20 protein-coding genes are annotated in these 23,745 nt (G+C 67.8%); 14 read left to right on the plus strand and 6 right to left on the minus strand.

Annotated elements, in window-relative coordinates; translation table 11 throughout:
* Positions 1-30 precede the first annotated feature (30 nt).
* Positions 31-1,251, minus strand: a complete 1,221-nt coding sequence (locus IW248_RS04990) for a PP2C family protein-serine/threonine phosphatase (RefSeq protein ID WP_196925869.1) — start codon at positions 1,249-1,251, stop codon at positions 31-33.
* A gap of 282 nt (positions 1,252-1,533) precedes the next feature.
* Between IW248_RS04990 and IW248_RS04995 the strand changes: the two genes are divergently transcribed.
* Positions 1,534-1,914: a tautomerase family protein gene (locus tag IW248_RS04995; RefSeq protein WP_196925870.1), complete on the plus strand. Its 381-nt coding sequence runs from the start codon at positions 1,534-1,536 to the stop codon at positions 1,912-1,914.
* Positions 1,915-2,027: 113 nt separating this feature from the next.
* Here the strand turns inward: IW248_RS04995 and IW248_RS05000 are convergent, their stop codons facing one another.
* Positions 2,028-3,413 carry an extracellular catalytic domain type 1 short-chain-length polyhydroxyalkanoate depolymerase gene (locus tag IW248_RS05000; RefSeq protein ID WP_307787745.1) on the minus strand — a complete coding sequence of 462 codons (1,386 nt, stop codon included), beginning with the start codon at positions 3,411-3,413 and terminating at the stop codon, positions 2,028-2,030.
* 404 nt (positions 3,414-3,817) lie between these two features.
* On the opposite strand from IW248_RS05000, the gene IW248_RS05005 reads away from it, so the two are divergent.
* The gene (locus IW248_RS05005) at positions 3,818-4,819 is read left to right on the plus strand and encodes a PaaX family transcriptional regulator (protein ID WP_196925871.1); all 1,002 of its coding nucleotides are present in this window, start codon (positions 3,818-3,820) and stop codon (positions 4,817-4,819) included.
* A gap of 135 nt (positions 4,820-4,954) precedes the next feature.
* Here the strand turns inward: IW248_RS05005 and IW248_RS05010 are convergent, their stop codons facing one another.
* Both IW248_RS05010 and IW248_RS05015 read right to left on the minus strand, forming a co-directional pair.
* Positions 4,955-6,298, minus strand: a complete 1,344-nt coding sequence (locus tag IW248_RS05010; protein ID WP_196925872.1) for a poly(ethylene terephthalate) hydrolase family protein — start codon at positions 6,296-6,298, stop codon at positions 4,955-4,957.
* 140 nt (positions 6,299-6,438) lie between these two features.
* The gene (locus tag IW248_RS05015; protein ID WP_196925873.1) at positions 6,439-8,886 is read right to left on the minus strand and encodes a non-reducing end alpha-L-arabinofuranosidase family hydrolase; all 2,448 of its coding nucleotides are present in this window, start codon (positions 8,884-8,886) and stop codon (positions 6,439-6,441) included.
* Between the two features lie 592 nt (positions 8,887-9,478).
* On the opposite strand from IW248_RS05015, the gene IW248_RS05020 reads away from it, so the two are divergent.
* Complete coding sequence (locus IW248_RS05020) at positions 9,479-9,907, plus strand: hypothetical protein (protein WP_196925874.1); 429 nt, start codon at positions 9,479-9,481, stop codon at positions 9,905-9,907.
* A 9-nt stretch (positions 9,908-9,916) separates the two neighbouring features.
* Here the strand turns inward: IW248_RS05020 and IW248_RS05025 are convergent, their stop codons facing one another.
* Positions 9,917-10,144, minus strand: a complete 228-nt coding sequence (locus tag IW248_RS05025) for a hypothetical protein (protein ID WP_196925875.1) — start codon at positions 10,142-10,144, stop codon at positions 9,917-9,919.
* A gap of 119 nt (positions 10,145-10,263) precedes the next feature.
* On the opposite strand from IW248_RS05025, the gene IW248_RS05030 reads away from it, so the two are divergent.
* The 7 genes from IW248_RS05030 to IW248_RS05060 all read left to right on the plus strand — a co-directional run bounded on the left by IW248_RS05030 (position 10,264) and on the right by IW248_RS05060 (position 17,019).
* A complete protein-coding gene (locus tag IW248_RS05030) occupies positions 10,264-11,211 on the plus strand; it encodes an alpha/beta fold hydrolase (RefSeq protein WP_196925876.1) in 948 nt (315 codons plus the stop codon).
* A 351-nt stretch (positions 11,212-11,562) separates the two neighbouring features.
* Positions 11,563-12,801: a sensor histidine kinase gene (locus tag IW248_RS05035; protein WP_196925877.1), complete on the plus strand. Its 1,239-nt coding sequence runs from the start codon at positions 11,563-11,565 to the stop codon at positions 12,799-12,801.
* On the plus strand, positions 12,789-13,433 hold the full coding sequence (locus IW248_RS05040) for a LuxR C-terminal-related transcriptional regulator (RefSeq protein WP_196925878.1): 645 nt from the start codon (positions 12,789-12,791) through the stop codon (positions 13,431-13,433). Before IW248_RS05035 ends, IW248_RS05040 begins: the two co-directional genes overlap by 13 nt.
* Positions 13,434-13,872: 439 nt before the next feature.
* Complete coding sequence (locus IW248_RS05045) at positions 13,873-14,766, plus strand: hypothetical protein (RefSeq protein WP_196925879.1); 894 nt, start codon at positions 13,873-13,875, stop codon at positions 14,764-14,766.
* Positions 14,759-15,259, plus strand: a complete 501-nt coding sequence (locus IW248_RS05050) for a SigE family RNA polymerase sigma factor (RefSeq protein ID WP_124821001.1) — start codon at positions 14,759-14,761, stop codon at positions 15,257-15,259. Before IW248_RS05045 ends, IW248_RS05050 begins: the two co-directional genes overlap by 8 nt.
* A gap of 229 nt (positions 15,260-15,488) precedes the next feature.
* Entirely contained in the window at positions 15,489-16,103 is a 615-nt protein-coding gene (locus IW248_RS05055) for a hypothetical protein (protein ID WP_196925880.1), read from the plus strand.
* Positions 16,096-17,019 (plus strand): serine hydrolase, encoded by a 924-nt coding sequence (locus IW248_RS05060; protein WP_196925881.1) that lies wholly within the window; start codon positions 16,096-16,098, stop codon positions 17,017-17,019. Before IW248_RS05055 ends, IW248_RS05060 begins: the two co-directional genes overlap by 8 nt.
* A 52-nt stretch (positions 17,020-17,071) precedes the next feature.
* Here IW248_RS05060 and IW248_RS05065 read toward each other — a convergent pair whose 3' ends face one another.
* On the minus strand, positions 17,072-18,211 hold the full coding sequence (locus tag IW248_RS05065; RefSeq protein WP_196925882.1) for a substrate-binding domain-containing protein: 1,140 nt from the start codon (positions 18,209-18,211) through the stop codon (positions 17,072-17,074).
* A 305-nt stretch (positions 18,212-18,516) separates the two neighbouring features.
* Between IW248_RS05065 and IW248_RS05070 the strand changes: the two genes are divergently transcribed.
* The 4 genes from IW248_RS05070 to IW248_RS05085 all read left to right on the plus strand — a co-directional run bounded on the left by IW248_RS05070 (position 18,517) and on the right by IW248_RS05085 (position 23,742).
* Entirely contained in the window at positions 18,517-20,520 is a 2,004-nt protein-coding gene (locus IW248_RS05070) for a DUF2264 domain-containing protein (RefSeq protein ID WP_196925883.1), read from the plus strand.
* 41 nt (positions 20,521-20,561) lie between these two features.
* Positions 20,562-21,866: an ABC transporter substrate-binding protein gene (locus IW248_RS05075; protein ID WP_196925884.1), complete on the plus strand. Its 1,305-nt coding sequence runs from the start codon at positions 20,562-20,564 to the stop codon at positions 21,864-21,866.
* Positions 21,867-21,982: 116 nt separating this feature from the next.
* Complete coding sequence (locus tag IW248_RS05080; RefSeq protein ID WP_307787749.1) at positions 21,983-22,846, plus strand: carbohydrate ABC transporter permease; 864 nt, start codon at positions 21,983-21,985, stop codon at positions 22,844-22,846.
* Positions 22,846-23,742, plus strand: a complete 897-nt coding sequence (locus IW248_RS05085) for a carbohydrate ABC transporter permease (RefSeq protein ID WP_196925886.1) — start codon at positions 22,846-22,848, stop codon at positions 23,740-23,742. The genes IW248_RS05080 and IW248_RS05085 overlap by 1 nt, the downstream gene beginning before the upstream one ends.
* The last annotated feature ends 3 nt before the right edge of the window (positions 23,743-23,745 follow it).

A 23,745-nucleotide genomic window follows, 5' to 3' on the forward strand; every position in this document is an offset into this window, starting at 1 on the left:
GCCGACCGCGGCGCTACCGCTTGGAGCGGCCTATTCCGATGCTGGTCGACGGCGGATGACCAACAGGGCGATGTCGTCGTTGGGGTGCTGCTCCGCGGTGGTGGCCATGATGTGGTCACACAACGCCTCGGCTGGCCCGGACCGCACGGCGTTGGCGAGGCGTTCGATCCCGGTGTCGATCAGTTCGCTGCGGCGTTCGACAAGCCCGTCGGTGTAGAAGACGAGCGCCGCACCCGGCGGTAGGTCCAGGACGGTGGTGCGGCGAGTGGCCAATGGTCGGCCCACACCGAGTGGCCGGTCCACCGTCAGGTTGACCAGCTGGGTGGGATGGCCGGGGACAGCCAGCAGCGGTGGCAGATGGCCGGCGGAGGAAAGGTACACAGTCGTGCGGTCAGGTGCGATGAGGGCGTAGACGGCGGTGGTGAGGGTGCCCGCTTCGAAGTGGTGGATCTTGCGGTCGAGGGAGGTCAGCGCCTGGGCGGGATCGTCGGAATCGAGGGCGTAGGCGCGTAGCGCGCTGCGGATGCGTCCCATGACGACGGCGGACGGCAGCCCGTGGCCGGAGACGTCGCCGATGACGGCGCCGAGCCAGCCCGACGGCAACGTGAACACGTCGTACCAGTCGCCGCCGATGCCCAGGTCGTGGCCGGGTATGTACCGGGCGGCCAGGTCAAGGCCGGGGATGTCGGGTAGCCGGCCCGGTAGCAGGCTGTGTTGCAGGGCCAGCGCTGCCTGGCGGTCGAGGACCTGCGCTCGGGCCTGGCCTGCGAGGCTGGCACGATCGGCGACGAGCTGCAGCAGCTGCACGTCGTCGGGACCGAACCGCCGCAGGGCCAGGGAGCCGACGTGTAGTACGCCGACGAGGTTGCCGTTGGCGAGCATGGGCACGCCCAACAGGGCACGTATACCCGTGGCGATCAGGACGGGATTGACGACGTCGTCGGGCGTGACGTTGTGGATCGTGACCGGCGCGCGTGTCGCCGCCACCCGCCCGGCGAACCCGCGACCGATCCGGATGCGGAAACCGCGGCGTACCTCCTCCTCCAGGCCCTTGGCCGCGGTCGCGACGAGCTCGCCGGTGTGTTCGTCCAGCAGCAGGATGGTGGCGGTATCGACCTTGAGCAGGTCCCGGACCCGTTCCAGTAGCTCGTCGAGCAACTCGGCGACGTTCAGCCCCGACAGGGCGGCATCGGTGATCGCCCCGATGCGACGCAGCCGCTCCTCGTTCGTCACCACCTCGGAATCGGCCACGCAGGAAGCCTAGACGCCGGCACGCCGCAGACAGCACGCCGGGAACGTGCGGTTACCCGAAAATCCCGACCTGCCCTGGCTAATCTGGAGCCGACGCGCCCCAGGTCGCGAAGCTCTACGTCGACCGGCTCGCGATCTGGCGGTTGTGGGCCGACGACGTACGCGGCGAGCCGGTCCCGGTCGGGCACTTCATCCCGGGGGAGGCCGCCGACGGAACCACCCGCGGCCGGCCTGAGCCATGAACGTACCTCAGCTCAGGTCGTACACCAGAGAGGGAGAGCAATGCCAATCACGCGTATCGCGATCCGCGCGGGTAAGCCCGAGACATACAAGAAGGCGCTCCTCGACCAGATCTACGAGGCCATGCGGGAAACCGTCCAGATCAAGGACGGCGACCGTTTCATGACCATCACGGAGCACGACGAGAGCGCTTTCGCCCACGGCGACTTCCTCGGTATCCAGCGGTCGGACGACCTGGTGCAGATCCAGGTCTTCTGGACATCGGGCAAGTCCGCCGAGGCCAAGCTGGCGATGTATCGGGCGATCGTCGAGCGACTCGGCCGCGAACCGGGTGTGCGTCCCGAGGACGTGCTGATCTCAGTGGTCGAGACCGGCGCGGAGAACTGGTCCTTTGGTAATGGGGAAGCCCAACTCGCCAAGTAGGCGAGCGGACCCGGCGTGACGCCGAGCCCGCCCGTCTCAGATGTTTCGGATCTCGCTCCGCAGCCGGTAGACCTGCACGTCCTCGAACAGGTTGGGCACGGAGCCGGCGGTGATCATTGTGCGAGGGCGGCGAGCCGGAATTGCTGGTTGGTTTGTCCGTGGCAGTCGTAGAGCTGGATCTGGGCTCCGTTGGCGGTGCTCCAGGCGTCCAGGCATCGTCCGGACTGGACGTTGCTGATGGTGCCGTTGGCGTTGACGTTCCATTGTTGGTTGGTTTGGGTGTGGCAGGTGTAGATCTGTACTGCGGCGCCGTTGGCGGTGCCTGCTGCGTCGAGGCACATGGTGCCGTACACCTGTAGTTGTTTGTTCGAGGTGTAGGTCCATGCCTGGTTCGTTTGTTTGTTGCAGCCGTAGAGCTGTACCCGGGTGCCGTTGTTACGTGAGGCGTTGGGTACGTCGACGCACCGGCTCGACTGGGTGCCGACGATCTCGCTGGCGGAGCCGGGCGGGACGGTCGGCGTTGGGGTGGGGGTCGGCGGATCGGTGGGGGGTGGCGTCGAGGTGGGCGGCGTCGTGCGGTCCAGGCCGAAGAACTGGATGGCGACGCGCGCCATGCCGCTGGACGGCAGGCTGTGCCCTGCGCCCTGGATGGCGTACGCCTCGACCTGGGTGCCGAAGCGGCGGCGGTTCCAGTTGGGCTGCGGGGTGTCGGTGGACGTCGGAGTCTGGCTCAGCCCGTGCACGTTGGTCCACTGCTCGACCGACTCCTGCAGTAGCGAGTAGGGCACGAGGGTGTCGTTGGTGCCGTGCCAGAGCTGGATCGGCGGGCGCGGGCCGGTGTAGCCGGGGTACGCCGCTCGGACCATGTCGCCCCATTGCTGTGGGGTCCGGTTCATGCTGCCGTTGGTGCACGATCCGCCGGGTGGGTAGGCGGCCGCGTTCGCGAAGCAGTTGAAGGGCACGCCCATGAACGACGCGCCCGCTTTGAACAGGTCGGGGTAGACCGCGAGCATGTGCTGGGTCATCATTCCGCCAGAGGAACTGCCGGTGGCGTAGACCCGGTTGATGTCACCGGCGTGCTGCTGCCGGGCGTAGTTCACCATCGATTCGATGGAGACCGGGTCGCTGCCACCACCACGGCGCTTGGACGCGTCCGACCAGGTGTCGAAGCACTTGCCGAAGCCAGCCTCCTGCATGGCGCTCGGGTAGATGACGATGAAGCCGTACTGGTTCGCCAGCGAGGCGAACTCGCTGCCCGAGTAGAAGCCCGGGCCGGAGCCGCCGCAGCCGTGCATGGCGACCACGATGGCCGGGTTGGCCGGACGGACGTCGGGCACATAGATGTGCATCCGCATCCCGCCCGGGTTGCTGCCGAAGTTGGTCACCTCGGTCAACGAGGCCGCAGAGGCCGGTCTCGTCAGACCGGGTATCACCAGTGCCAGGCCAGCCGCCGCGAGGAACACGGCGAAGCCGACCAGCAGCCGTCGATGAGGTTTCACGCGCTTCACTCCCTTGACGCTTGATTGGACACGGTGAGTCGCGCCAGCCGGGTCAGGGGAGGCGGCACATCACCGTGGTTGGACGCGACGCGCCGGACCGGCCTCACCGTCAACCTGTCCTTGGTGAAGTCGGCCGAGGCAGGTTCATGCCGGTCGGCTCGCCAGGTGACCTCCGCCCGGGGAGGTCGATCAGCTGCCCGCTGGCTTTGCTAGCTCCCGCAACGCCAGACGCATTACAAAAATTGTCTCCCTGGTCGGCAAAACTGTCAATCGACGTATCGACATGGACGCGGCGGGGTGGGCGGAAATCAGCTCCGGATGACGGGGTGCGGACGAACCTGGCCGGGCACCTGCCACAATCGGATCTACTAAGCGGTCTTCCCCGATCTGCGCCGGAGCGTCGTGTGGTCAGCCCGTTCAACATCGACGAGATCTTCCCGGACAGCGCAGACGGCTCCACCCAACTGCCCCGTAGACAGTCAGGCAGCTCGCCCCAAGGCTTGGCCGTGACGCTGCTGGCCGACTACACAATTCAAGGCCGCACCTGGCTACCCTCCGCCGCTCTCGTGGCGCTGCTCGCCGAATCGGGCGTCAACACGGCCGGGGCGCGGACCGCCATCAGCCGCCTGGCTCGCCGCGGAGTGCTTGAGATCAGCCGGCAGGGACGGCACAGCTTCTACCGCTTGACCCAGCCCGCCGCCGACAACCTCGCACGGGGTGCACGTCGGATCGCAGCCTTCGTCGGGCAGGCCGAGTCGTGGGACGGCTGGTGGACACTGGTCGCCTTCTCCCTACCGCAGGAGGCAAGCGCCGAGCGACGCGCCCTCCGCGGACAGCTTCGATGGCTCGGGTACGCGCCCCTGTACGACGGACTGTGGCTATCACCGCACAATCTCGGCCGCACGCCCAGAGCTAAGCTCTCCGCGATCGCGCTCGGCGCCACGACGGTGTTCCGCGCACGGCACGTGGAGATCGAGGCGGTCACCAATCGGGTACCGATCGACGCCTGGGACACCGCCGCGGTCGTTCGCCAGTACGACTCCTTCATCCGACGCTGGGATGCCCTGTTGCCGGGTGTTCAGTCGGGAGACGTCACGGCGGTGGCGGCGGTACGGGCGCGTACCGAGGTGATGGATGCCTACCGGCGCTTCCCCATTGTGGATCCGCTGCTGCCGATCGAGCTGATGCCTGCGGGATGGCCCAGGAGGGACGCGCGAGCGGTGTTCGTCGCGGTGTACGACGGGCTCGCCGAACCCGCGGAGGAGCACGTGCGTGCTGTCGCTCACCGGTACGCCACCGGGCCGCAACCCGACATCCGGGCACACCGCGTCGACCAGCTTGGCGACCTCTGGGCCGATTGCGGCAACCCCCACCGTGCTGCGGCGTTGGAGGAGATGAATCAATAGGTGATGCTGGCGGGCTCGGCGTGGTGCCGAGCCCGCCCCGTTTGCAGTCTGGCCTGTTCAAGTGTGGTGGGTCTGGCCCTGCGGGTGGTGGATCTGCACACCTTCGAACAGGTTTTGAGTGGGTGTCGGTCGTGGTTATCGTGCGAGGGCGGCGAGCCGGAATTGCTGGTTGGTTTGTCCGTGGCAGTCGTAGAGCTGGATCTGGGCTCCGTTGGCGGTGCTCCAGGCGTCCAGGCATCGTCCGGACTGGACGTTGCTGATGGTGCCGTTGGCGTTGACGTTCCATTGTTGGTTGGTTTGGGTGTGGCAGGTGTAGATCTGTACTGCGGCGCCGTTGGCGGTGCCTGCTGCGTCGAGGCACATGGTGTCGTACACCTGTAGTTGTTTGTTCGAGGTGTAGGTCCATGCCTGGTTCGTTTGTTTGTTGCAGCCGTAGAGCTGTACCCGGGTGCCGTTGTTACGTGAGGCGTTGGGTACGTCGACGCACCGGCTCGACTGGGTGCCGACGATCTCGCTGGCGGAGCCGGGCGGGACGGTCGGCGGATCGGTGGGGGTCGGCGGGTCGGTGGGGGTCGGCGGGTCGGTCGGGGTCGAGGGCAGCAACGGGCAGGTGCTGCGGTAGGTGACGACGCCACTGGAGTCCAGCAGCGGGCAGAGGAACTGGCTGTACCGGGCGTCGTTGTCGATGAACATCTTGACGAACGGCAGCATGGTCCGGACCATCACCGGGTTCGACCGTCCGACCATGAAGCCATGATCCGCGCCGGCGACCTCCAGGTAGACGCTCTCCGTCGTGGTCGGGAGGCTGTTGTAGAGGCCGGTGGCGTAGGACGGGGTGACCACCGTGTCCGCCTGTCCGGCGAAGATCATGGTGGGCACCCGGTCATTGGCCAGGTTCGACGACGGCGAGTACGGCGCGATGCCGACCACAGCCTTCAACGACGAGCGCCGGGTGGCTGCGCTCAGCGCGCCACCGCCGCCCATGGAGTGACCGGCGACCGCCAACCGGTTGGGGTCGACCCGGTCGCGAACCGGGCTCTGCTGTGTGAGGTAGTCCAGTGCGGCGAGCAACTGGGTGCCTCGGGCCGTGTCGAAGTCGTTGCGGCTGTTGGTCTCGATACCGATCACGACGAAGCCGTGGGAGGCCAGCCACGGTCCCATCCAGGCCAGCTCGGCGGAGAACAACGCGGTGTAGCCCGGCGAGATCGCGATGGCCCCGAAGGTGCCCTGGCTGGTGTCGGTCGGGTAGTAGATCCTGCCGCCGTTGAAGCCGTACCCGGTCGGGACGCTTACCGACGTGTTGGCGAAGGGCCCGTTCACGGCGGTGACGCTGGTCCGGGTGGGGTCCGGGCCGCGCTGGTACGGGTTGTCGGCGGCCGACGCCGAACCGGTCGCCACGGTGATGGTCAACAACCCGACTGCGGCGGCGATCCCGGCCGCGGCGAGCTTGAACAGCCGTCCCCGAAAGCGGGGGGACACCCGGTCAGCCTGGGTGTTCCCCGAGGGCGGGGGGTGGTATCCGTGTCCTCGCACTGGTGGTACCTCCTGGTGGTGGGTGGGTGCGGGGCGGGCGGGCTCGGTGTCGTGCCGAGCCTGCCCGCCCCGGCGATGTCCGGTCGTCAGCGTTGCAGGGTCAGCAGACCCGGCCGGTACGGCAGCAGGCCGTAGTCGCCGCCGGAGCTGGGGGAGCGCCCCTGGTAGAGCAGTTGCAGGTTGCAGGCGTCAACGGTCATGGTCTGATCGGCATTGCTGCGCAGCAGCTCGCCGTGGCTGATGTCGTTGGTCCAGGTGACACCACTGTTGGCCTTGCCGGCGAAGGGGTTGCTCTCGGACGTCGCTTGCGGAGTCCACGTACCACCCAGGCTGGTGGCCGTGAACGAGCGGAAGTAGCGTCCCTGCGAGCCGATCGCCTCGACGATCATGAGGTACTTGTTCAGACCCTGGAGCTTGTAGACCTGAACGGCCTCGAATAGGTTGTTCGTCGAGTCGGTCATGATCGTCGTGTAGTTCGACCCGAAGCTGCCCGGGAAGTTCCCGATGGGCATGCTGGCCCGGTAGATCCTGCCGTTGTCGCCGGCGAAGAACAGGTACATGTTCTGGTCGTCACCGATGAGTGCCTGGTCGATCGGGCCGGTGCTGGAGTTGGAGATGCTTCCGGTGAACAGCGTCTGCGCCGACGACCACCCGTTCGGGTTGGTCGGGTCACTGGAGGTCCGGTACGAGAAGGCCGTGCCGCCCCACTGGTAGGCCAGCACCCAGATGTTGCGCGGCGCGAAGTAGAACAGCGACGGTGCGACTGTCGCGTTGTTCATCGCGTTCTGGCTGGCCGAGCCCATCTGCGAGTAGTTGCTGAAGAGGCCGAAGTTCATCGAGCCCCACGTGGTGCCCGTGTCGTGGGTGGTGGCGTAGACCAACTGCTGGCCGTTGTACGGCGCGACGGTGAAGTCCTTCAGCGACACCCACCCGGACCTCGGCTGCGCCAGCGCGCCCGTCGACGACCAGCGGTACGACGAGGGAAGATCACACGTGCCGCCGGTCGGCGGCGGCGTCGTCGGCGTCGGTGTCGGGGTCTGGGTGGGGCCGCCGACGGAGGCGATTCGGAACTGCTGGTTGGTTTGTCCGTGGCAGTCGTAGAGCTGGACCTGGGCTCCGTTGGCGGTGCTCCAGGCGTCCAGGCATCGTCCAGACTGGACGTTGCTGATGGTGCCGCTGGAGTTGACGTTCCATTGTTGGTTGGTCTGGCTGTGGCAGCTGTAGATCTGCACCGCCGCACCGTTGCCGGTCCCGGCGGCGTCGAGGCACATGTTCCCGTACACCTGTAGCTGTTTGTTCGAGGTGTAGGTCCACGCCTGGTTGGTCTGCTTGTTGCAGTCGTAGAGCTGCACCCGCGTGCCGTTGCTGGTCGAGGCGTTGGGTACGTCGACGCACCGGCCGGACTGCGTGCCGACGATCTCACCGGCGGAGCCGGGCGGGTCGGTGGGCGGGGTGGTGGGCGGGTCGGTGGGTGGGTCGGTGGGCGGGTTGGTGGGGCCCGCGCTGTTCAGCGCCTCCAGGGTGGAGGTGTAGGCGGCCTTCTTGGTGCCGTTGCAGTCGAAGAGCAGCGGAGTGCCGCTGGAGCGCCACGAGTCGCAGTCGCGCACCCCCCACACGGTGAGGCCGTTGCAGCGAGCCACGGCCAGGCAGTCGTTGACCACACTGCGGTAGGTGTTTGCCTGCGTCGTTCCGGAGCCCTCGATGTCCAACTCGGTGATCTGCACGTCCACCCCGAGGGCGGCGAAGCTGGACAGCGTGGTGCGGTAGTTGCTGTTGTACGGCGAGTTGGCGTTGAAGTGCGACTGGAACCCGACGCAGTCGATCGGTACCCCACGGGACTTGAAGTCGCGCACCATGTTGTACACGGCCTGGGTCTTGGCCCAGGTCCAGTTGTCGGTGTTGTAGTCGTTGTAGCAGAGCTTCGCGTTCGGGTCCGCCGCGTCGGCGGCGCGGAACGCCGCCTCGATCCAGTCGTTGCCGGTGCGCTGCAGGTTCGAGTTGCGACGGGCGCCGCTGTTGCCGTCGTCGAACGCCTCGTTCACCACGTCCCACGAGTAGATTTTGCCCCGGTAGTAGGTGGCCACTCGGGTGACGTGGTTCAGCATCGCGTTGCGCAGCGCGGTGCCCTCCATGCTCTGCATCCAGCCCGGCTGCTGCGAGTACCACGCCAGGGTGTGGCCCCGGACCTTCCAACCCCGGGAGATGGCGTGGTTCACGATCCGGTCCGCGTTGCTGAAGGTGAAGTTGTTCTGCTGCGGCTCGGTCGCGTCGATCTTCATTTCGTTCTCGGGAGTGATGCTGTTGAACTCGCGGTTCAGGATCGTCGTGTAGGCGCTGTCGTTGAGCTTGTTGGCGGCGACGGCGGCACCGAAGTACCGGCCGGACTGGGCCGCGGCGGCGCCGAGGGTCGTCTCGGCGGCCTGGGCGAGGTTGGGCAGCAACGACACGGCCAAGGCCAGAATTATCGCGGCTGTTCCGGAAAATGTGAGCGCTCGCAGTCGGGTGCGCCCGATGGGACGGGTCCGGGAGACCATGCTGATCCTCCAGTGGTGGGGTAGGAAATTCCTGTCGCTGTTCGGTGGGGCGGCCCCGCTCGGGTGGCGGCGGCCACGATGCTGAGTCCGTCCGAGAGCGGGCCGGAACTCAGGTCAGGCGTCCGTCCGGGAGCGAATCCTTGGGCTGTTTGACCAGCGGGTGGAGGGTTGCGATGAGTGGGGCCGGCCGCCCGCCGTGAAGCCGCTGCGGGCGCTGGTCTCGCTAGGTGGTGGACGTGATCACCTGGTGGGTGGGTGGGCCTGACGGTCGCGTGAGGCGCCTCCGGTCTTGAAGGATCTTGTTAACGTTCACAGCGATCGATGGCTCTCAGGCTGGCAGAAGATTCCAGAGTTTTCAACCGGTAGTTTCGGGCTTGTTACGGATCAAGGGCGGTAGGGCTCGAGTCAGGGTCGGCGCCAGGGATCGGGGCGTTGAGGCTGCCGCGCCTCGCTCTCCTGGGGGAGTGGAGGGCACCCAGGGAGGGAGGCGTCATGGTGCTGGCGTGGCGAGGATGCTGGTATGCCAGCTTGCACAGGTCGTCGCTGGGCGTACGGCGCCTTCGCTTGGTTGATCTTCTTTGTGGTGTCCCACGTGATCCTGGTGTTCTTTCCCGGAGACGATCCGACCGGTGATGGACCCTGGGACATGAGGGCCTACGTCATCTTCAACGTTGTGCTCATCTCGATGTCGGCCATCGGAGCAGCCGTCGTTCTCGCCACAGTCCGCCCGCGGGCTCGACACCTTCCCCGGTGGTTACTCCTGACGCCACTGTTGTCTGGCAGCATGCTGCTCGTCGTCCGGGGTGTTCCAGGAATGGTGGAGAACCTCCTGATGGTCACAGGTGTCCGTCGCGGCGGCTTCGTGGGAGCAGCGGACATCTCCACGGGCGAGTTCTGGGCCGGCATCGGAATCAACACCTACTTCTTCGCCGGAGCGGTGTTGCTGGTTGGGACGACCGTTTCCTACGGCTGCCGATCAGCGGGAAGCGCACCGAGGACATCAACGGACCCGCCGCGCTGAGGCGGACCGCTACAGTGCCGCCTCGTCGTCGCGGTCGCACAGCAGCACCACCTTGAACTCTGGCTGGCCGAACGGGCTCTCCCAGTGATGAACGGCCTGCGCCAGGATCTGGAACGGCGTGTGTCGATCCCCGGCACTGCTCGGCAACAACCGGGTCGCGTTCGGTGACACCGCCGCCAGTCGGGCAGCTTTGTCCACAACGGCTAGACGATCACGCGGTGGCCGCACCTCGTCCACCCGGCCCCACCAGCAACATCTCAAACGGCGGCGGCCGTACTAGGGTAGGGGTAACTCCCAACCCGACTGGGGAGGTAGCAGGATCGAGCAAGATCCAGAAACCGTGGAAGCTCATTTCCATGACCACGCAGAAGATCTCCCGGTTCCATCGGGCCGCCCTGGCCCTTGTCCTTCCCGTCGCCGTGATAGCGGCAGTCGCCGGGTGTGATGACTCGGCGGCGCCGAAGGCCGCGCCTGCGGCCAGTTCGGTAGCCGCGCTTCCCTCGACCTCGACAAGCGCGGCCGGCCCGGCAAGTGCGGCCCCCGCAGCGGGCCTGCATATGATCGCCAACAACGGGCATCAGCTTGCCTTCCACGTCACGCCCGGAAGTTCTCCCACCATCGTGCTGGACGCCGGCGGTGGCGAGGACTCCTCGTACTGGGATGCCCTGGTGCCGCAGCTGTCGCAGGCCACCGGATCGCAGATCATCACGTACGACCGGGCCGGTCTGGGCGCCAGCGAGGAGGTGAAGGGCCCATGGGACCCCAAGGCCGCCGCCTCCGACCTGCAGGCCGGTCTGCGTGAACTCGGCGTCACGAAGAACGTGGTCCTCGCGGGCCACTCGCAGGCAGGAGAGGTGGCCCACTACTTCGTCCTCGCGAACCCCGGCGTTGTCTCCGGGGCGGTGCTCATCGATGCCAACGTGCCGCAATTCTTCACCGACACCCAGACCCAACGCCTCGTCGCGCTAACCGCGCCGCAGATCGAAGAGCTCAAGAAGGCGCCGTCGACGAAGGCGAACCGCCAGCTCATCGCCACGGCCGACAACTTCGGTCCCACGCACGAGGCGTACCACAAGGTCTCCTGGCCCGACGGCGTTCGCGTCATCTATATCGTGTCGGACAAGACGCCCTTCGATGGGTCTCCGCAGGACGCTCAGGCCTGGCGCGACGCGGCAGCGGCGTTCACCAAGGCGGGGCCCGACCGCACACTCGTCATCGCCGAGGGAAGCTCGCACGACGTTCCCCAGGACAAGCCCGCCCTGGTGCTCAAGGAAATCGAACAGATGACCGCCACCGTCAAGTAGAGGCCATCGGGCCGACGGCTGACAGGACCGGCGAGCCTGGTTGACCGGCGCTGCCCCGGCGTGCTCGGTCAACCAGTCTGCGGATCGATGCGAGCCTCCGTGGACCACGGACGGACACCATGGTCGCTGGATCCCACGCGACGTGGGGGGACACCGACCGTGGGGAAATGCGGATCACCGGCCAACATGAATCACCAGCCCGGCGCTCGGCACGATGCGCAATGATGGAGTGAGATGACCGATGACAGCGGAGCCGCCCTGTCCGGCGGCTCCTCGCCCTCGCGGGAGGGCTCCGGGCCGGGTCGCGTCGCTCGCAGCGGTCCGATTCCGCGCTCCGCGCTGGCCCAGCGGATGAGCCTGCTGGGCTGGTCGCTGGTGCTGCTGCCGGGCACGGTCCTAGGTGCCGTGCTGGCCACACTCTGGATCACCTCGATATCGATCGCCGCGCTTGGCGTCGGAATCCCACTGACCCTACTCGCGACCGTACTGGTGCGCTGGTTTGCCGACCTGCATCGCCAGTGGGCCGCCGACCGGCTCGGCGAACCGGTGCCTGCCCGGCCCTATCAGCCGACGCCGGACGCCGGGTGGCCGGTGCGGCTCTGGACGATCCTGCGCGACCCGACGACGTGGCGGGACTGGATCTGGTTGGTGGTCAACTCGATCACCATTTGGTTGAGTTGCGGACTGTCGCTGCTGTTCTTCCTCTTCGGAGTCGTATACCTGACCTATCCGCTCATCTATCAGCTGACGCCTTCTCAGGTGTTCCGCACTCCGATGGGGGAGGGCTTCCGGCTGCACAGCGTCGCGCAGTCGTTCTGGCTGGTACCGCTCGGTCCGGTTTTCCTTCTGCTCTGGTACGTCACTGCGGTGCGCCTCGCGAACCTCAACGCTCGGGTGATCCGCGCTCTGCTCGGCCCCACCGAACAGGCGCGCCTGCGGGCCCGCGTCCAACAGTTGGCGACCTCGCGAGCTGAGACCGTCGACACCCAGGCCGGTGAACTGCGCCGAATCGAACGCGACCTGCACGACGGCGCGCAGGCCCGGCTGGTGTCGCTGGGTATGAGCCTGGGCTTGGCCGAACAGTTACTGCCCAACGATCCGCAGGCCGTCCAGCAGTTGCTGGCCGAGGCCCGCGAGTCGACCTCCCGCGCCCTCACCGAGCTGCGCGACCTGGTACGGGGCATCCATCCGCCGGTACTGGCCGACCGTGGCCTGGACGGCGCACTCAAGGCCTTGGCCCTGGTCAATCCGATCCCGACCACGGTGGTGACCCGCCTACCCGGACGGCTGCCGGCCCCGATCGAATCCGCGGCCTACTTCGCCGTCGCCGAGGCCTTGTCGAACGCCATCAAGCACGCCCAGGCCCAGCAGATCCGGATCACCGTGGAGTTCGCACCCCACCGGGGCGGCGCTGCCGGGGAACTGACGATGCTGGTGTCCGACGACGGCCGTGGAGGTGCGTCGATCGATTCCGGCACGGGCCTGCGTGGCATCGTCCGTCGCCTGGCGGCCTTCGACGGCACGCTGACCGTTGACAGCCCGCCGGGCGGACCTACCGAGGTGAGGATGTCGCTGCCGTGCGTGTCGTGATAGCCGAGGACCTCGCCCTGCTCCGCGAGGGCCTGATCAGGATCCTGCGGGCCAATTCATTCGAGGTAGTGGAAGCCGTTGACAACGGCCCCGCGCTGATCCGGTCGCTGACGACGCACCGCCCCGACGTCGCCATCGTCGACGTGCGGTTGCCGCCGACCTTCACCGACGAGGGGTTGCGTTCCGCGATCGAGGCCCGCCGCCAGATTCCAGGGCTGCCCATCATGGTGCTGTCGCAGTATGTCGAGCAGATCTACGCCAGGGAGCTGATGTCAGATCGCGCGGGCGCGGTGGGCTACCTGTTGAAGGACCGGGTTACGGACGTCGACCAGTTCGTCGCCAGTGTCCGGCAGGTCGCTACCGGCAGCACCGTTATGGACCCCGACGTGGTGAGTGCGCTACTCACCCACCGCTCCACCGACCCCAAGCTCCTGGAGCTGAGCCCACGCGAGCATGAGGTCCTCACCCTGATGGCCGAGGGCCGCTCGAACGCTGCGATCGCCGCCCGGATGTTCGTCACCGAGAAAACCGTCAGCAACCACAGCAACAGCATCTTCACCAAGCTCGGTCTCAAACCCTCCGAGGACGACAACCGCCGCATCCTGGCGGTACTCGCCTACCTGGAAGGCTGAGTCCTTGGCCTCCTCCCCACCATGAGTGCGACCGAGAACTGCCGAGCAACCAGGGCCGGTGGGGCGACGACGAAGAACTGGGCACCCCGAATCTGATCACGGATGAGGAACGCCACGGGCGGCGTCATGTACGGGCCGACCGCAGCGAACGCCTCCATCCGCACGATGAGGCGGGGACATTCGACGACCTAACCTCCTAGGACGCTCTACGGGTTGTGCCTCAACCGACCGTGGCACCCGCGCGACCGCCACCGCTGACGCTCCTGGCAGGTAAAACGTGACGCTGGGCAGGCGGCCGGACACGTACTGGAAGGCCGCGTCCCGCCGACACGGGTGGCTGAAAATTCGCGTCGAATTGCGGTAACCAAATCGGTTGGCCAACCCGTCAGGTCAGTGATGGATCGCCACTGCGGGCGGTCGGCCGAGGGGAGTACGGGACATGGGCGACGTCCGTGGGCGTTTCAGGGACGATCTGGCCCGACACCCCGCCCCGCCGTTGGGTGACCTGGTGCAGCAGGCGGTGGTGCAGGGGCGCCGATTGCGCCGCCAGCGCCGCCTGGCGCAGTTCGGCGCCGGCGGATCGGCGTTGGCGATGCTGCTCGTGGTCGGCCTGATCGCCGGGCCGCTCGGCTTCGGTGCGGATGATGCCGGTCAGCCCGGCGGGATGACCGTCGGTGTGCCGGGTGGGCCGGTCGACACCGCCACGCCATCCCCGACTGACTCCCCAGGTGGCGAGCCGAGCGGGTTCGAGGAGGGCGCCGGCGCGGAGCAGGGAGGAGCGCCGCCCCATCGGTTCGTGCCGCCGACTCCCTCGACCACTGTGATCGACACCGTGCGGATAGGGGCGGGGCCGGACGGTGAGTTGCTGACCACCACACCGCAGGGAGCCCTGGAACTGCTGACCCGGCTTCTACCCAAGGGGGGAACCAGCGGTTATGCGAGCCTGGCGAGCAGCGGGGCGGGCCCCGGCATGCCGTACGTCCAGGTCTACCTGGATCGAGGCGACGGACCGGGGATGCTGCGGCTCGTCATCTACCAGGACAACCTCCGCGGCGGCCCGGCCCCGGGGACGGTGGAACTGACCGAAGTGCCCGACAACTGCGTCCAGAACAAGATGGTCACCGTGCACCACGGTGGCGGCCTCAGGGTCGATCTGATGATCTCCACCTGTCTGACCTGGGAGGGCAAGGGGACCTCGCCGGCACTGCCCGTCCTCTCCGTCAAAGAGGCGATCGAGATTGCCGCCAACCCGATCTGGGGGACGAAACTGCCGGCCGAGTTCGTCATCAACGGTGCCAAGAGGTTCTCGACGCTGACCCGGTCGAATGGCTGACGAAGACTTCGTGGAGTTCGCGCAGGCGGCCGCCGGCCGCCTGCGCGACGCCGCGTTCCTGATGTGCCGCGACTGGCATCTCGCCCAGGACCTCACCCAGACGACGCTCGCCAAGGTGTACGCCAACTGGCGGCGGGTCCGCCGGGCCGACGACCCCCACGCGTACGCCCGCAAGATACTGCTGCGCTGCATGATCGACCAGCAGCGGCGCCGCTCCAGCCGCGAGTTGGCAATGTCGGCGCCGCCGGATCGGGGCGAGGAACATCCGGCCGAGCTGCGCATGACGTTGCTGGACGCGGTCGCCACCCTGCCGTTGCGGGAGAGAGCGATCATCGTCCTGCGCTACTGGGACGACCTGAGCGTGGAGGCGACCGCCGAGGTTGTGGGTGTCTCCACCGCGGTCGTCAAGAGCCAGAGCATGCGTTCCCTCAGTCGTCTGCGCGAGTTGCTCGGCGAGTCCCGTTCCGAGTTGTTCGCCGAGGAACGCCATTGACCGGTCCCGTCCACGGCCGGGGTGCGGCGGATCTCGGCGGTGTCGGGCCGTCGGCCGGCGATCGCCGCGCCCGTAGTGCGGTGACGAGGAACGTGCCACCACGCATCGTCGCCTTGAACGCGACCCGCGGTGGCGCATATCTGCGTTGGGGAGGTTTTCCGTGTCCGCATCGAGCAGCAAGACGTGCCGAGGCCGGGTTCGCGGCAGAGGCCGAGGCGCGGTCGTTGTCGTGCCGGCTGTCCTGTGGGCGTTGGTGATGATGGCCGCGGGGTGTCATCGGTCAGAGGCCGGCGTCGGCCCCGATGAGCGACGCACCGCGAACGCGGAACGGGGCGATCCGAGCGTGCTGCTGGTTGCGGGCGATCTGGGTTCGGACTGGCGTGAGGACGACGCTCGAACCGGTATGCCGGCCTGGCCGTGGGAGCAGGGCAACTGTCCCAACTATCGGAGCGGCGACTACCCGGCCAAGTCGCATCGGCGCGCTGCCGTGGAGCGCTACTACCGGCCGTTCGACGGCTCGTCGCCGGCCCACCACGTCGTGGAGACGTACGAACCCGGGTGGGCCGAGCGGAATGTCGATGACGTCCGTCGGGTCCTACTGCGGTGCGCGAGCTACCTGGTCCTCGGATCGCAGGTCTCGTTCGACGTCGTCGATCCCCATTATCTGAACGGCGCCGGCATGCTCATCCGAGGTCGCATCGAGCATGCCGACATTCCGAACACCGTCACGTACTTCGTGATGCTGAGACGAGGCGAGACGGTCTCGACTGTCAGCCTGCCCGACTCGGGCAGCCAGGCTGCGGTGGACCTGATCGCGGCGAAGGCGGTGGCCCGTCTTGGCTGAGCGGGAAGGTCGGCAGCTGTCGCGCCGCTGGGTCGTCTCGGCGGCCACCGTATCTCTCGCCGGCGTCGCGACGGCCGCCTTCGGTGCCACGCGCGGTGGCCACGGCGACGGAGCCGGCCCATCGCGGAGTTCTTCCCCGGTCAGTCCGATTCCCACGACGCCGGCCATCGACCGCGTCGCCCAGGCGAGAACGCGCATCACTGCGTACGTGGAGCGGTACGGCGGCCATCTGGCGGTCGCGGCAGTGGATCGACAGGGAACGGCTGCGGTGACTGTCGGGGCCAAACGGTTCGAGACCGCCAGCATCGTCAAGGTCAACATCCTCGCGGCCCTTCTGCTGCGCCAGAATCCGCCGGGCAAGGCCCTGAGTTCTGACATCCGACGGATGGCCGAAGCCATGATCGTGTCCAGCGACAATGATGCGGCGGTGTCCCTGTGGCAGAGGATCGGGGGCTCGCGTGGCCTCGCCGCCGCGAACCGCGCACTCGGTCTGCGGGAGACCAAGCCGAACAAGCACTGGGGACTCACCACGACCACGGCTGCCGATCAGCTCCGTCTGCTGACCGCGATGACATCGCCGACGGGACCACTGACCCCACCGGATCGAACGTTCGTCATGGGCCTCATGAACAAGGTGGTCCCCGAGCAACGATGGGGGGTCACCGCCGCACGGGAGCCGGGCAATCGTTCGATCTACGTCAAGAACGGCTGGGACACCGTCGACGTCGACGACGGCCGTTGGCTGGTCAACAGCATCGGACGGATCGTCGAGGCGCGTCATGACTGGCTGATCGCCGTGCTCTCCGACCATCACGTGAGCCAGAAAGAAGGCATCCGCGTCGTCGAGAAGACCGCCACGTACGTGCTCAAGGAGATGCGCGTCGCCACTGCCGGCGACGGTCCTGCACAGGGGTAGGGCCGGCGTCCGGGTGGGACGCGTCGGAACGCTACGGACCGTGCGAGAGCACCTACGCCGGTGGCGGCGCTGTCGACTCCCGGATCCGCAGTGATGGGCTGATGACGATGCGGTGGGTGGGCAGGTCAGGGTCGGCGAGCCGGTCGGCGACGAGACGCACGGCGGCCCGTCCGATCGAACGTCGCGGCGGTCGCACCGCGGTCAGCGGTGGGCTGAAGAGCCCGGCGACCTCGTCGTCGTACGCCACGATGGAGAGGTCGCCGGGAACGGACAGGTGCCGCTCCTCGCAGTGCTGCACCAGCGCGATCGCCTCCGCGTCGGCGTGCACCAGCAGCGCCGTCGTCCCGGTCGCCTGGCACTGGTCGAGGACGTCGTTGAGCACCGTGTCTCGCTCAGGTGACCGTGCGTCGGGTGCCACGGCCACCACTGTCGCGTCCGGGTCGAGGCCGCACTCGGTCGTGGCGTCGAGCCATCCTCGCCGTACGTGCTGGCTGGTGGGGCTGTTGGCGTCGAGCACCAAGCCGACCTTGCGGTGTCCGAGTGAGGTGAGGTGGCGTACCGCCATGGCGGCGCCGAGCGCGTGGTCGGTGACTACCGACTCCATGACAGCGTGGTGGCTGCCGACCGTCGCGGTGCGTTCCAGCAGGACGACCGGGATGCCGGCCTGGTCGAGCCACTCGATGGTGCGCTCGGCGGTCGGTGTGTCCATGCTCGGCGCGATGATCAGCGCGTCGACGCCCATCCGCTCCACCAGCCGGGCCAGTTGCGGCTGGTCGTCCTCGGTGTCGTAGGAGGAGCCGCGCAGAACCACACGCATGTCAAGCTCGCGGGCGGCGCTCTCGACGCCCCGAGCCACGTCCGGCCAGTAGTAGTCCAGGGAGGGCACGAGCATGCCGAGGGCGCGCCCGGCCAGCGGGGCCCGGTCTGCGGCGGGTGTCTCGTCGGCTGCGGGGCCGTCGTCGGGCAGGATCAGGGCGACGCCGCCGTGGACCCGGCGAACCAGGCCTTCGGCGGCGAGTTCCGCGATGTCGCGCCGGATGGTGACCGGCGCGGCGCCGAGCACGTGGGACAGGTCGGAGACGCGCATCGAGCCGTCGCGTTGCAGGGCGGTCAGCAGTTGCTGGCGGCGGGTGACCTGAAGCGGCCCGCGGGAGGACTCCGCCGCGGCGACGACAGGACTGTCCTTGGTCATGGGGGACCTCCGAGGAACGCTTCGTGCGGCGAAAGCTCTTGCAGTGCGATGCGGTCGGCGCGGGTCATGGCTCCTCGGACGGATAGACCGTCTGTGAGCGAATCTGATCGTATCAGAGCGCTTATGGCGGCGGCATCGTGCGTTGTTCTGATCGGATGTGCTCACATCGGTTTGGGAGGGGCATTGACTTGCTCGGTTGTGAGCGTTTTACTTCGGAAACCCAGTGGATGCCTGCGCGTCACATTCATGGGCAACGCCCCGCTCGCCACCTTCCACGGAGACGGATCGATGCGACAGGACCTCGGATGACGTTCGGGGCGACCGGCCGGATGGCGCCGGGGACGGGCTCGGACGCCGCTGCCGGCGCGACCTGGAACCGGGATGACTGGCTGACCCTCGCCGACCGGATGCTCGCTGCCGTCCGTCCGTTCGCGTCGCCCGGGCACGCCCTCGTCACCCTTCCCGGCCCGGCGGGCGGTTACGGCCGGGCCATCGATGGCCTGGAAGGCTTCGCTCGCACCTTCCTGCTGGCCGGTTTCCGCATCGCGGGTGCCCGGGGCGTAGGCGTGGACGAGCTCGTGGACCGGTACGCGGCCGGTGTCGCCGCCGGGACCGATCCGCGCTCTCCGGACCGCTGGGTGCGCTTGGACGAGCATCCCCAGGCGAAGGTGGAGGCAGCCTCCATCGCGCTGGTCCTGGACCTGACCCGTCCGTGGATCTGGGATCGGCTGCCGTCCGTGGTGCGCGAGCGGGTGGTGGACTATCTGCGCCCGGCGGTCGGCGACGACACGTACCCACGGATCAACTGGGTCTGGTTCCGGCTGGTCGTGCAGACGTTCCTGCGTTCGGTGGGCGGGCCGCACTCGCTCGACGAGATGAACGAGGACCTGACCACCCACGACGGCTTCGCCCGCGGGGGCGGCTGGATGTCCGACGGGCCGGAGCGCGCCTACGACCACTATGTGGGCTGGGCCCTGCACGTGTACCCGACGCTGTGGTCCCGGATGGCCGGCGCCGCCGACCTGGCCGAGCAGCGCCGCGAACGGGACCTGGCCGGTCTCGACCGCTTCCTGAGCGACGCGGTCGCGCTCGTGGGCGCCGACGGATCACCGTTGATCCAGGGACGAAGCCTGATCTACCGCTTCGCCGCGGCGGCGCCGTTCTGGGTCGGCGCGGTCGCCGGCGTGCCCTCGGTCAGCCTCGGCCAGTTGCGCGGTGCGGCCACCCGCATCGTGCGCCACTTCGTCGCCAACGACGCCTTCGACGAGCGCGGTCTACTCACCCTCGGCTGGCACGGGCCGTGGCCGAGACTGGCGCAGTCGTACTCCGGGCCGGCCTCGCCGTACTGGGCCAGCAAGGGCCTGCTCGGCATCGCGCTACCCGCCGACCATCCGGTGTGGATGACGCCCGAGGAGCCGCTGCCGGTGCAGGAGCGGGACACGGTGCGGGCGATTCACGCGCCGGGCTGGCTGGTCTCGGGCACCCGCGCCGACGGCATCGTCCGCGTCGTCAACCACGGCACCGACCACGCCGTCGAGGGTGCCACCGTGTCGGACTCCCCGCTCTACGCCCGTCTGGGTTACTCCACCGCGACCAGCCCCGTCCTGGACGACAGCGGCTGGGCCAACCCGCTCGACCAGTCCGTCACTCTCGTCGACGACGCGGGTCGGGTCACCCACCGCGCCGGCATGCGCCTGCTGACCGTGCGCGTCGACACCGACGGCGTGGGTGTGGCCGGGTCCCGTGCGCTCGCCCACTGGGTCGACCCGGACCCGGGTCAGCGCGATCACGGCGGCGGCCGCGTGGGCCAGTCCCGACCGGCCGGACACCTCACCGTGTACTCGCTGGTCCGCGGCCCCTGGGAGCTCCGTCTGACCCGCGTCGACAGCCTCGTCGCAGGTGTCGAGGCCGCTGCGCTGCGGCTACGGATCGGCGGCTGGGCCGTTGCCGGAGATGCGACGGCCACCGTCGGCGCCACTGTGACGACGGTGGCCGGGGGTGGCCTCACCAGCTGGCTCGAAAGCGTGCACGGCGGCGGAACGGCCGGCGCCACCGCCGTTCCGCACGGCGGGCCCCTGGCCGGAGGGCTGGTCGTGCCCTGGCTGGACTACCCCGTCCGGCCGGGCACATGGACCGCCACGTTCAGCGAACTGTCCACAGTGCCGGTGGCAACGGGCGGGCGGGCAGGCCAGGCCGTCATCGACGAGGACGTCCGCGGCCTCCACCTCGCGGTCGACTGGCCCGACGGGGTCAGCACGTCGACCCGTCTGGAAACGGAGCATGCCAGGCCCACCCAGGTGTCCTGGTAGCAGTGCGGGCCCGTCCGGGCCCCTGAGTTAAGGAGAAAGGGATGAAGCGTGCGATACCGGCCGTCATCAGCGCTGCGACGGCCCTGACGCTTGTTCTCGCCGGCTGCGGGGGTGGAGACGAGCCAGTCGACCCCAACGCCCCTGTGACGATCACCCTGGCCGGCTGGAGCCTGGCGTCCACGCCGGAGTTCAAGACGCTCGCCGACGGCTTCAAGGCGACCCACCCGAACGTGACGGTGGAGCTCAAGGAGTACGCCCCGGGCAACGACTACGACACCCAGATGATCACGGACCTGGCCGCCGGCACCGCCCCTGACGTCTACGTCATGAAGAACCTCAAGAACTTCTACACGTACCAGAGCGGTGGTCAGCTGCTCGACGTCTCCGACGCCGCCTCCGGTCTCGGCTCGGCCCCGGGGCTCGCGTCGTACCAGGTGGACGGCAAGGCGTACGCGGTGCCGTACCGGCAGGATTCGTGGGTGTTGTTCTACAACAAGGACCTGTTCGCCAAGGCGAAGGTGACGCCGCCGGACGGCAGCTGGACCTGGGACGACTACACCGACGCGGCGAAGCGACTGCACACCGGGCTGAAGGGGGCCGGCTCGAACGCGACAGGCGCCTACCAGCACACCTTCCAGTCGACAGTGCAGGGATTCGCGCTCGCCCAGACCCCCAACGCGGACCTGCTCTCCGGGGACTTCGGCTTCCTGAAGCCGTACTACGAGCGGTCACTGGACCTGCAGGCGGCCGGCGCGCAGCCGACCTTCGGCACGGCGAAGACCAACAAGCTCACCTACCAGGCGCAGTTCGGCAAGCAGCAGTCGGCGATGCTGCTGATGGGCACCTGGTACGTGGCCACGCTGCTCAACCAGCGAACGAGCGGTGACGCCGACAAGTTCCAGTGGGGTATCGCCCCGGCGCCGCAGTTCGACAAGTCCACCACCGGCACCTCCGCCACGCCTGTCACCTTCGGTGACCCGACCGGCCTGGGGATCAACCCGAAGATCAGCAAGTCCAAGACCGCCGCGGCCAAGGACTTCCTCAAGTACGCGGCCGGCCCGGAGGCCGGCAAGGCGCTTGCCGGGATCGGCATCACCCCGGCCCAGGTCACCGACGCGGTCACCACGTCGCTGTTCGGGCTGGACGGCGTACCGCAGGACGAGCTGTCGAAGTTCGCCTACTCGAAGCACACCATCAAGCCGGAGAACCCGGTGTCGAAGCACACCGCCGGCCTGCAGAACCTCCTCAACGAGACGCACTCGGCGATCCTCTCCGACAGCAAGGGCGTCGACGAGGAGCTGAGCAAGGCGCAGACCCGCGCCAAGAACGAAGTCCTCAACCAGTGAGCTGATGGCGGGCCCGGCGCGCCTGAGCCGCACGCCGGTCCCGCCGCCATGCTGAACGCTTCCGGAGACTCCCTATGGCAACATTGCCGCGCACGAGACCCAGGAACCGGCGGCTGGTGTCGCGCAACACGGTCGCCGGCTGGTCGTTCATCCTTCCCAACTTCCTCGGCTTCGCCCTGCTCACCCTGCTACCCGTCGTCGTGCTGTTCTACGTGGCGTTCACCAACTGGAACGTCTTCGGGGTGGCCGAGTGGACCGGCACCGCGAACTTCCGGCGGATGTGGGACGACTCGAGCTTCTGGACCGCACTGCGCAACACCGTCTACTACGCCGTCTTCCACATCCCGCTGACCCTCGCGGCGGCACTCGGGCTGGCGCTGCTGCTCAACCGAAAACTGCGCGGCGTACGGTTCTTCCGCACCATCGCCTTCTTCCCCTACATCACCTCGATCGTGGCGATCGCCGTCGTCTGGAACCAGCTGTTCAGCCCGGAGTACGGCCCGATCAACGCTCTCCTCGGTGCCGTCGGGGTGGACAATCCGCCGGGCTGGACCGCGTCGGCGACCTGGTCGATGCCGGCGGTCATCATCGTCGGCACCTGGCGGTACATGGGCTACTACATGCTGCTGTTCCTGGCCGGCCTGCAGACCATCCCGGCCCAGCTCTACGAGGCGGCCGAGACCGACGGCGCCTCACCGTGGCAGCGGTTCGTGCACGTGACCCTGCCCGGGTTGCGAACCACGACCTTCTTCGTCACGGTGCTGCTCACCATCGAAAGCTTCAAGGTCTTCGACCTCATCCTCGTGATGACCGGCGGTGGACCGGGCCAGTCGACACTTGTGCTCTCGCAGTACATCTACCAGAAGGGCTTCGAGGAGAACCAGTTCGGCTACGCCTCGGCGGTCTCCATCGTCCTGTTCGGCATCTGCTTCGGCATCACGGTCATCCAGTTCATGGTCAACAAGCGGAGGAACAGCTGATGACCGCGACCGACCTCTCCCTGCCCACCGCGGCCGTCGCCGCGCCCGGCAACCGCGGAACGTCCGCCCGACGTGTCAGGTCCCGGGCCTGGCGGCTCCTCGGGTACGCCGCTCTCGTGCTCGCGGCGGCCGGGCTGCTGCTGCCGTTCTTCTGGATGGTGGTGGCGTCGTTGAAGACGAACAACGACGTCTTCACCATCCCGATCACCTGGCTCCCCGATCCGGTGGTGTGGCGAAACTACGTCGACATCTGGCAGCGCTCGGACATGACGACGTGGCTGTGGAACACCCTGCTGCTGTCGGTGATCGTCACCTTCCTGCAGGTGCTCACCGGCAGCTTCGCGGCCTACGGCTTCGCCCGCGTCCGCTTCCCCGGCCGCAACCTGCTCTTCCTGGCGTACGTCGGGACGATCGCGGTGCCCTGGCAGTCGTACATGATCCCGCAGTTCATCCTCATGTCGAAGCTGCACCTGTCGAACACGCTGTGGTCGATCGTCGCGATCCAGGCGTTCGGCGCGATCGGCGTGTTCCTGATGAAGCAGTTCTACGAGACGATCCCCGAGGAACTCAGCGAAGCGGCGCGGGTCGACGGGCTCAGCGAGTACGGCATCTACCGACGGATCATTCTGCCGCTGTCCCGGCCGGCGCTCGCCAGTCTGGCCCTGCTGATGTTCACGACCACCTGGAACGACTACCTCGGCCCGCTCGTCTACCTGCGCAGTCCGGAACTGCGCACCGTCCAGTTGGGGCTGAACACCTTCATCTCCCAGTACAACGCCGAGTATGCGCTGATCATGACGGGTTCGGTGCTGTCCGTGCTGCCCGTCGCTGTCATCTTCCTGCTCGGCCAGCGCTACTTCATCGAGGGCGTTGCCTCGACCGGACTGAAGGGTTGAGGC

This window comes from Micromonospora ureilytica, assembly GCF_015751765.1.
Lineage (GTDB): Bacteria > Actinomycetota > Actinomycetes > Mycobacteriales > Micromonosporaceae > Micromonospora > Micromonospora ureilytica.

Bases quoted from the DNA above. Each gene is read 5' to 3' on its own strand.
- IW248_RS05030 (WP_196925876.1), top strand. From the start codon at position 10,264: ATGACCACGCAGAAGATCTCCCGGTTCCATCGGGCCGCCCTGGCCCTT.
- IW248_RS05085 (WP_196925886.1), top strand. From the start codon at position 22,846: ATGACCGCGACCGACCTCTCCCTGCCCACCGCGGCCGTCGCCGCGCCC.
- IW248_RS04995 (WP_196925870.1), top strand. From the start codon at position 1,534: ATGCCAATCACGCGTATCGCGATCCGCGCGGGTAAGCCCGAGACATAC.
- IW248_RS05045 (WP_196925879.1), top strand. From the start codon at position 13,873: ATGGGCGACGTCCGTGGGCGTTTCAGGGACGATCTGGCCCGACACCCC.
- IW248_RS05050 (WP_124821001.1), top strand. From the start codon at position 14,759: ATGGCTGACGAAGACTTCGTGGAGTTCGCGCAGGCGGCCGCCGGCCGC.
- IW248_RS05035 (WP_196925877.1), top strand. From the start codon at position 11,563: ATGAGCCTGCTGGGCTGGTCGCTGGTGCTGCTGCCGGGCACGGTCCTA.
- IW248_RS05065 (WP_196925882.1), bottom strand. From the start codon at position 18,211: ATGACCAAGGACAGTCCTGTCGTCGCCGCGGCGGAGTCCTCCCGCGGG.
- IW248_RS05075 (WP_196925884.1), top strand. From the start codon at position 20,562: ATGAAGCGTGCGATACCGGCCGTCATCAGCGCTGCGACGGCCCTGACG.
- IW248_RS05070 (WP_196925883.1), top strand. From the start codon at position 18,517: ATGACGTTCGGGGCGACCGGCCGGATGGCGCCGGGGACGGGCTCGGAC.
- IW248_RS05015 (WP_196925873.1), bottom strand. From the start codon at position 8,886: ATGGTCTCCCGGACCCGTCCCATCGGGCGCACCCGACTGCGAGCGCTC.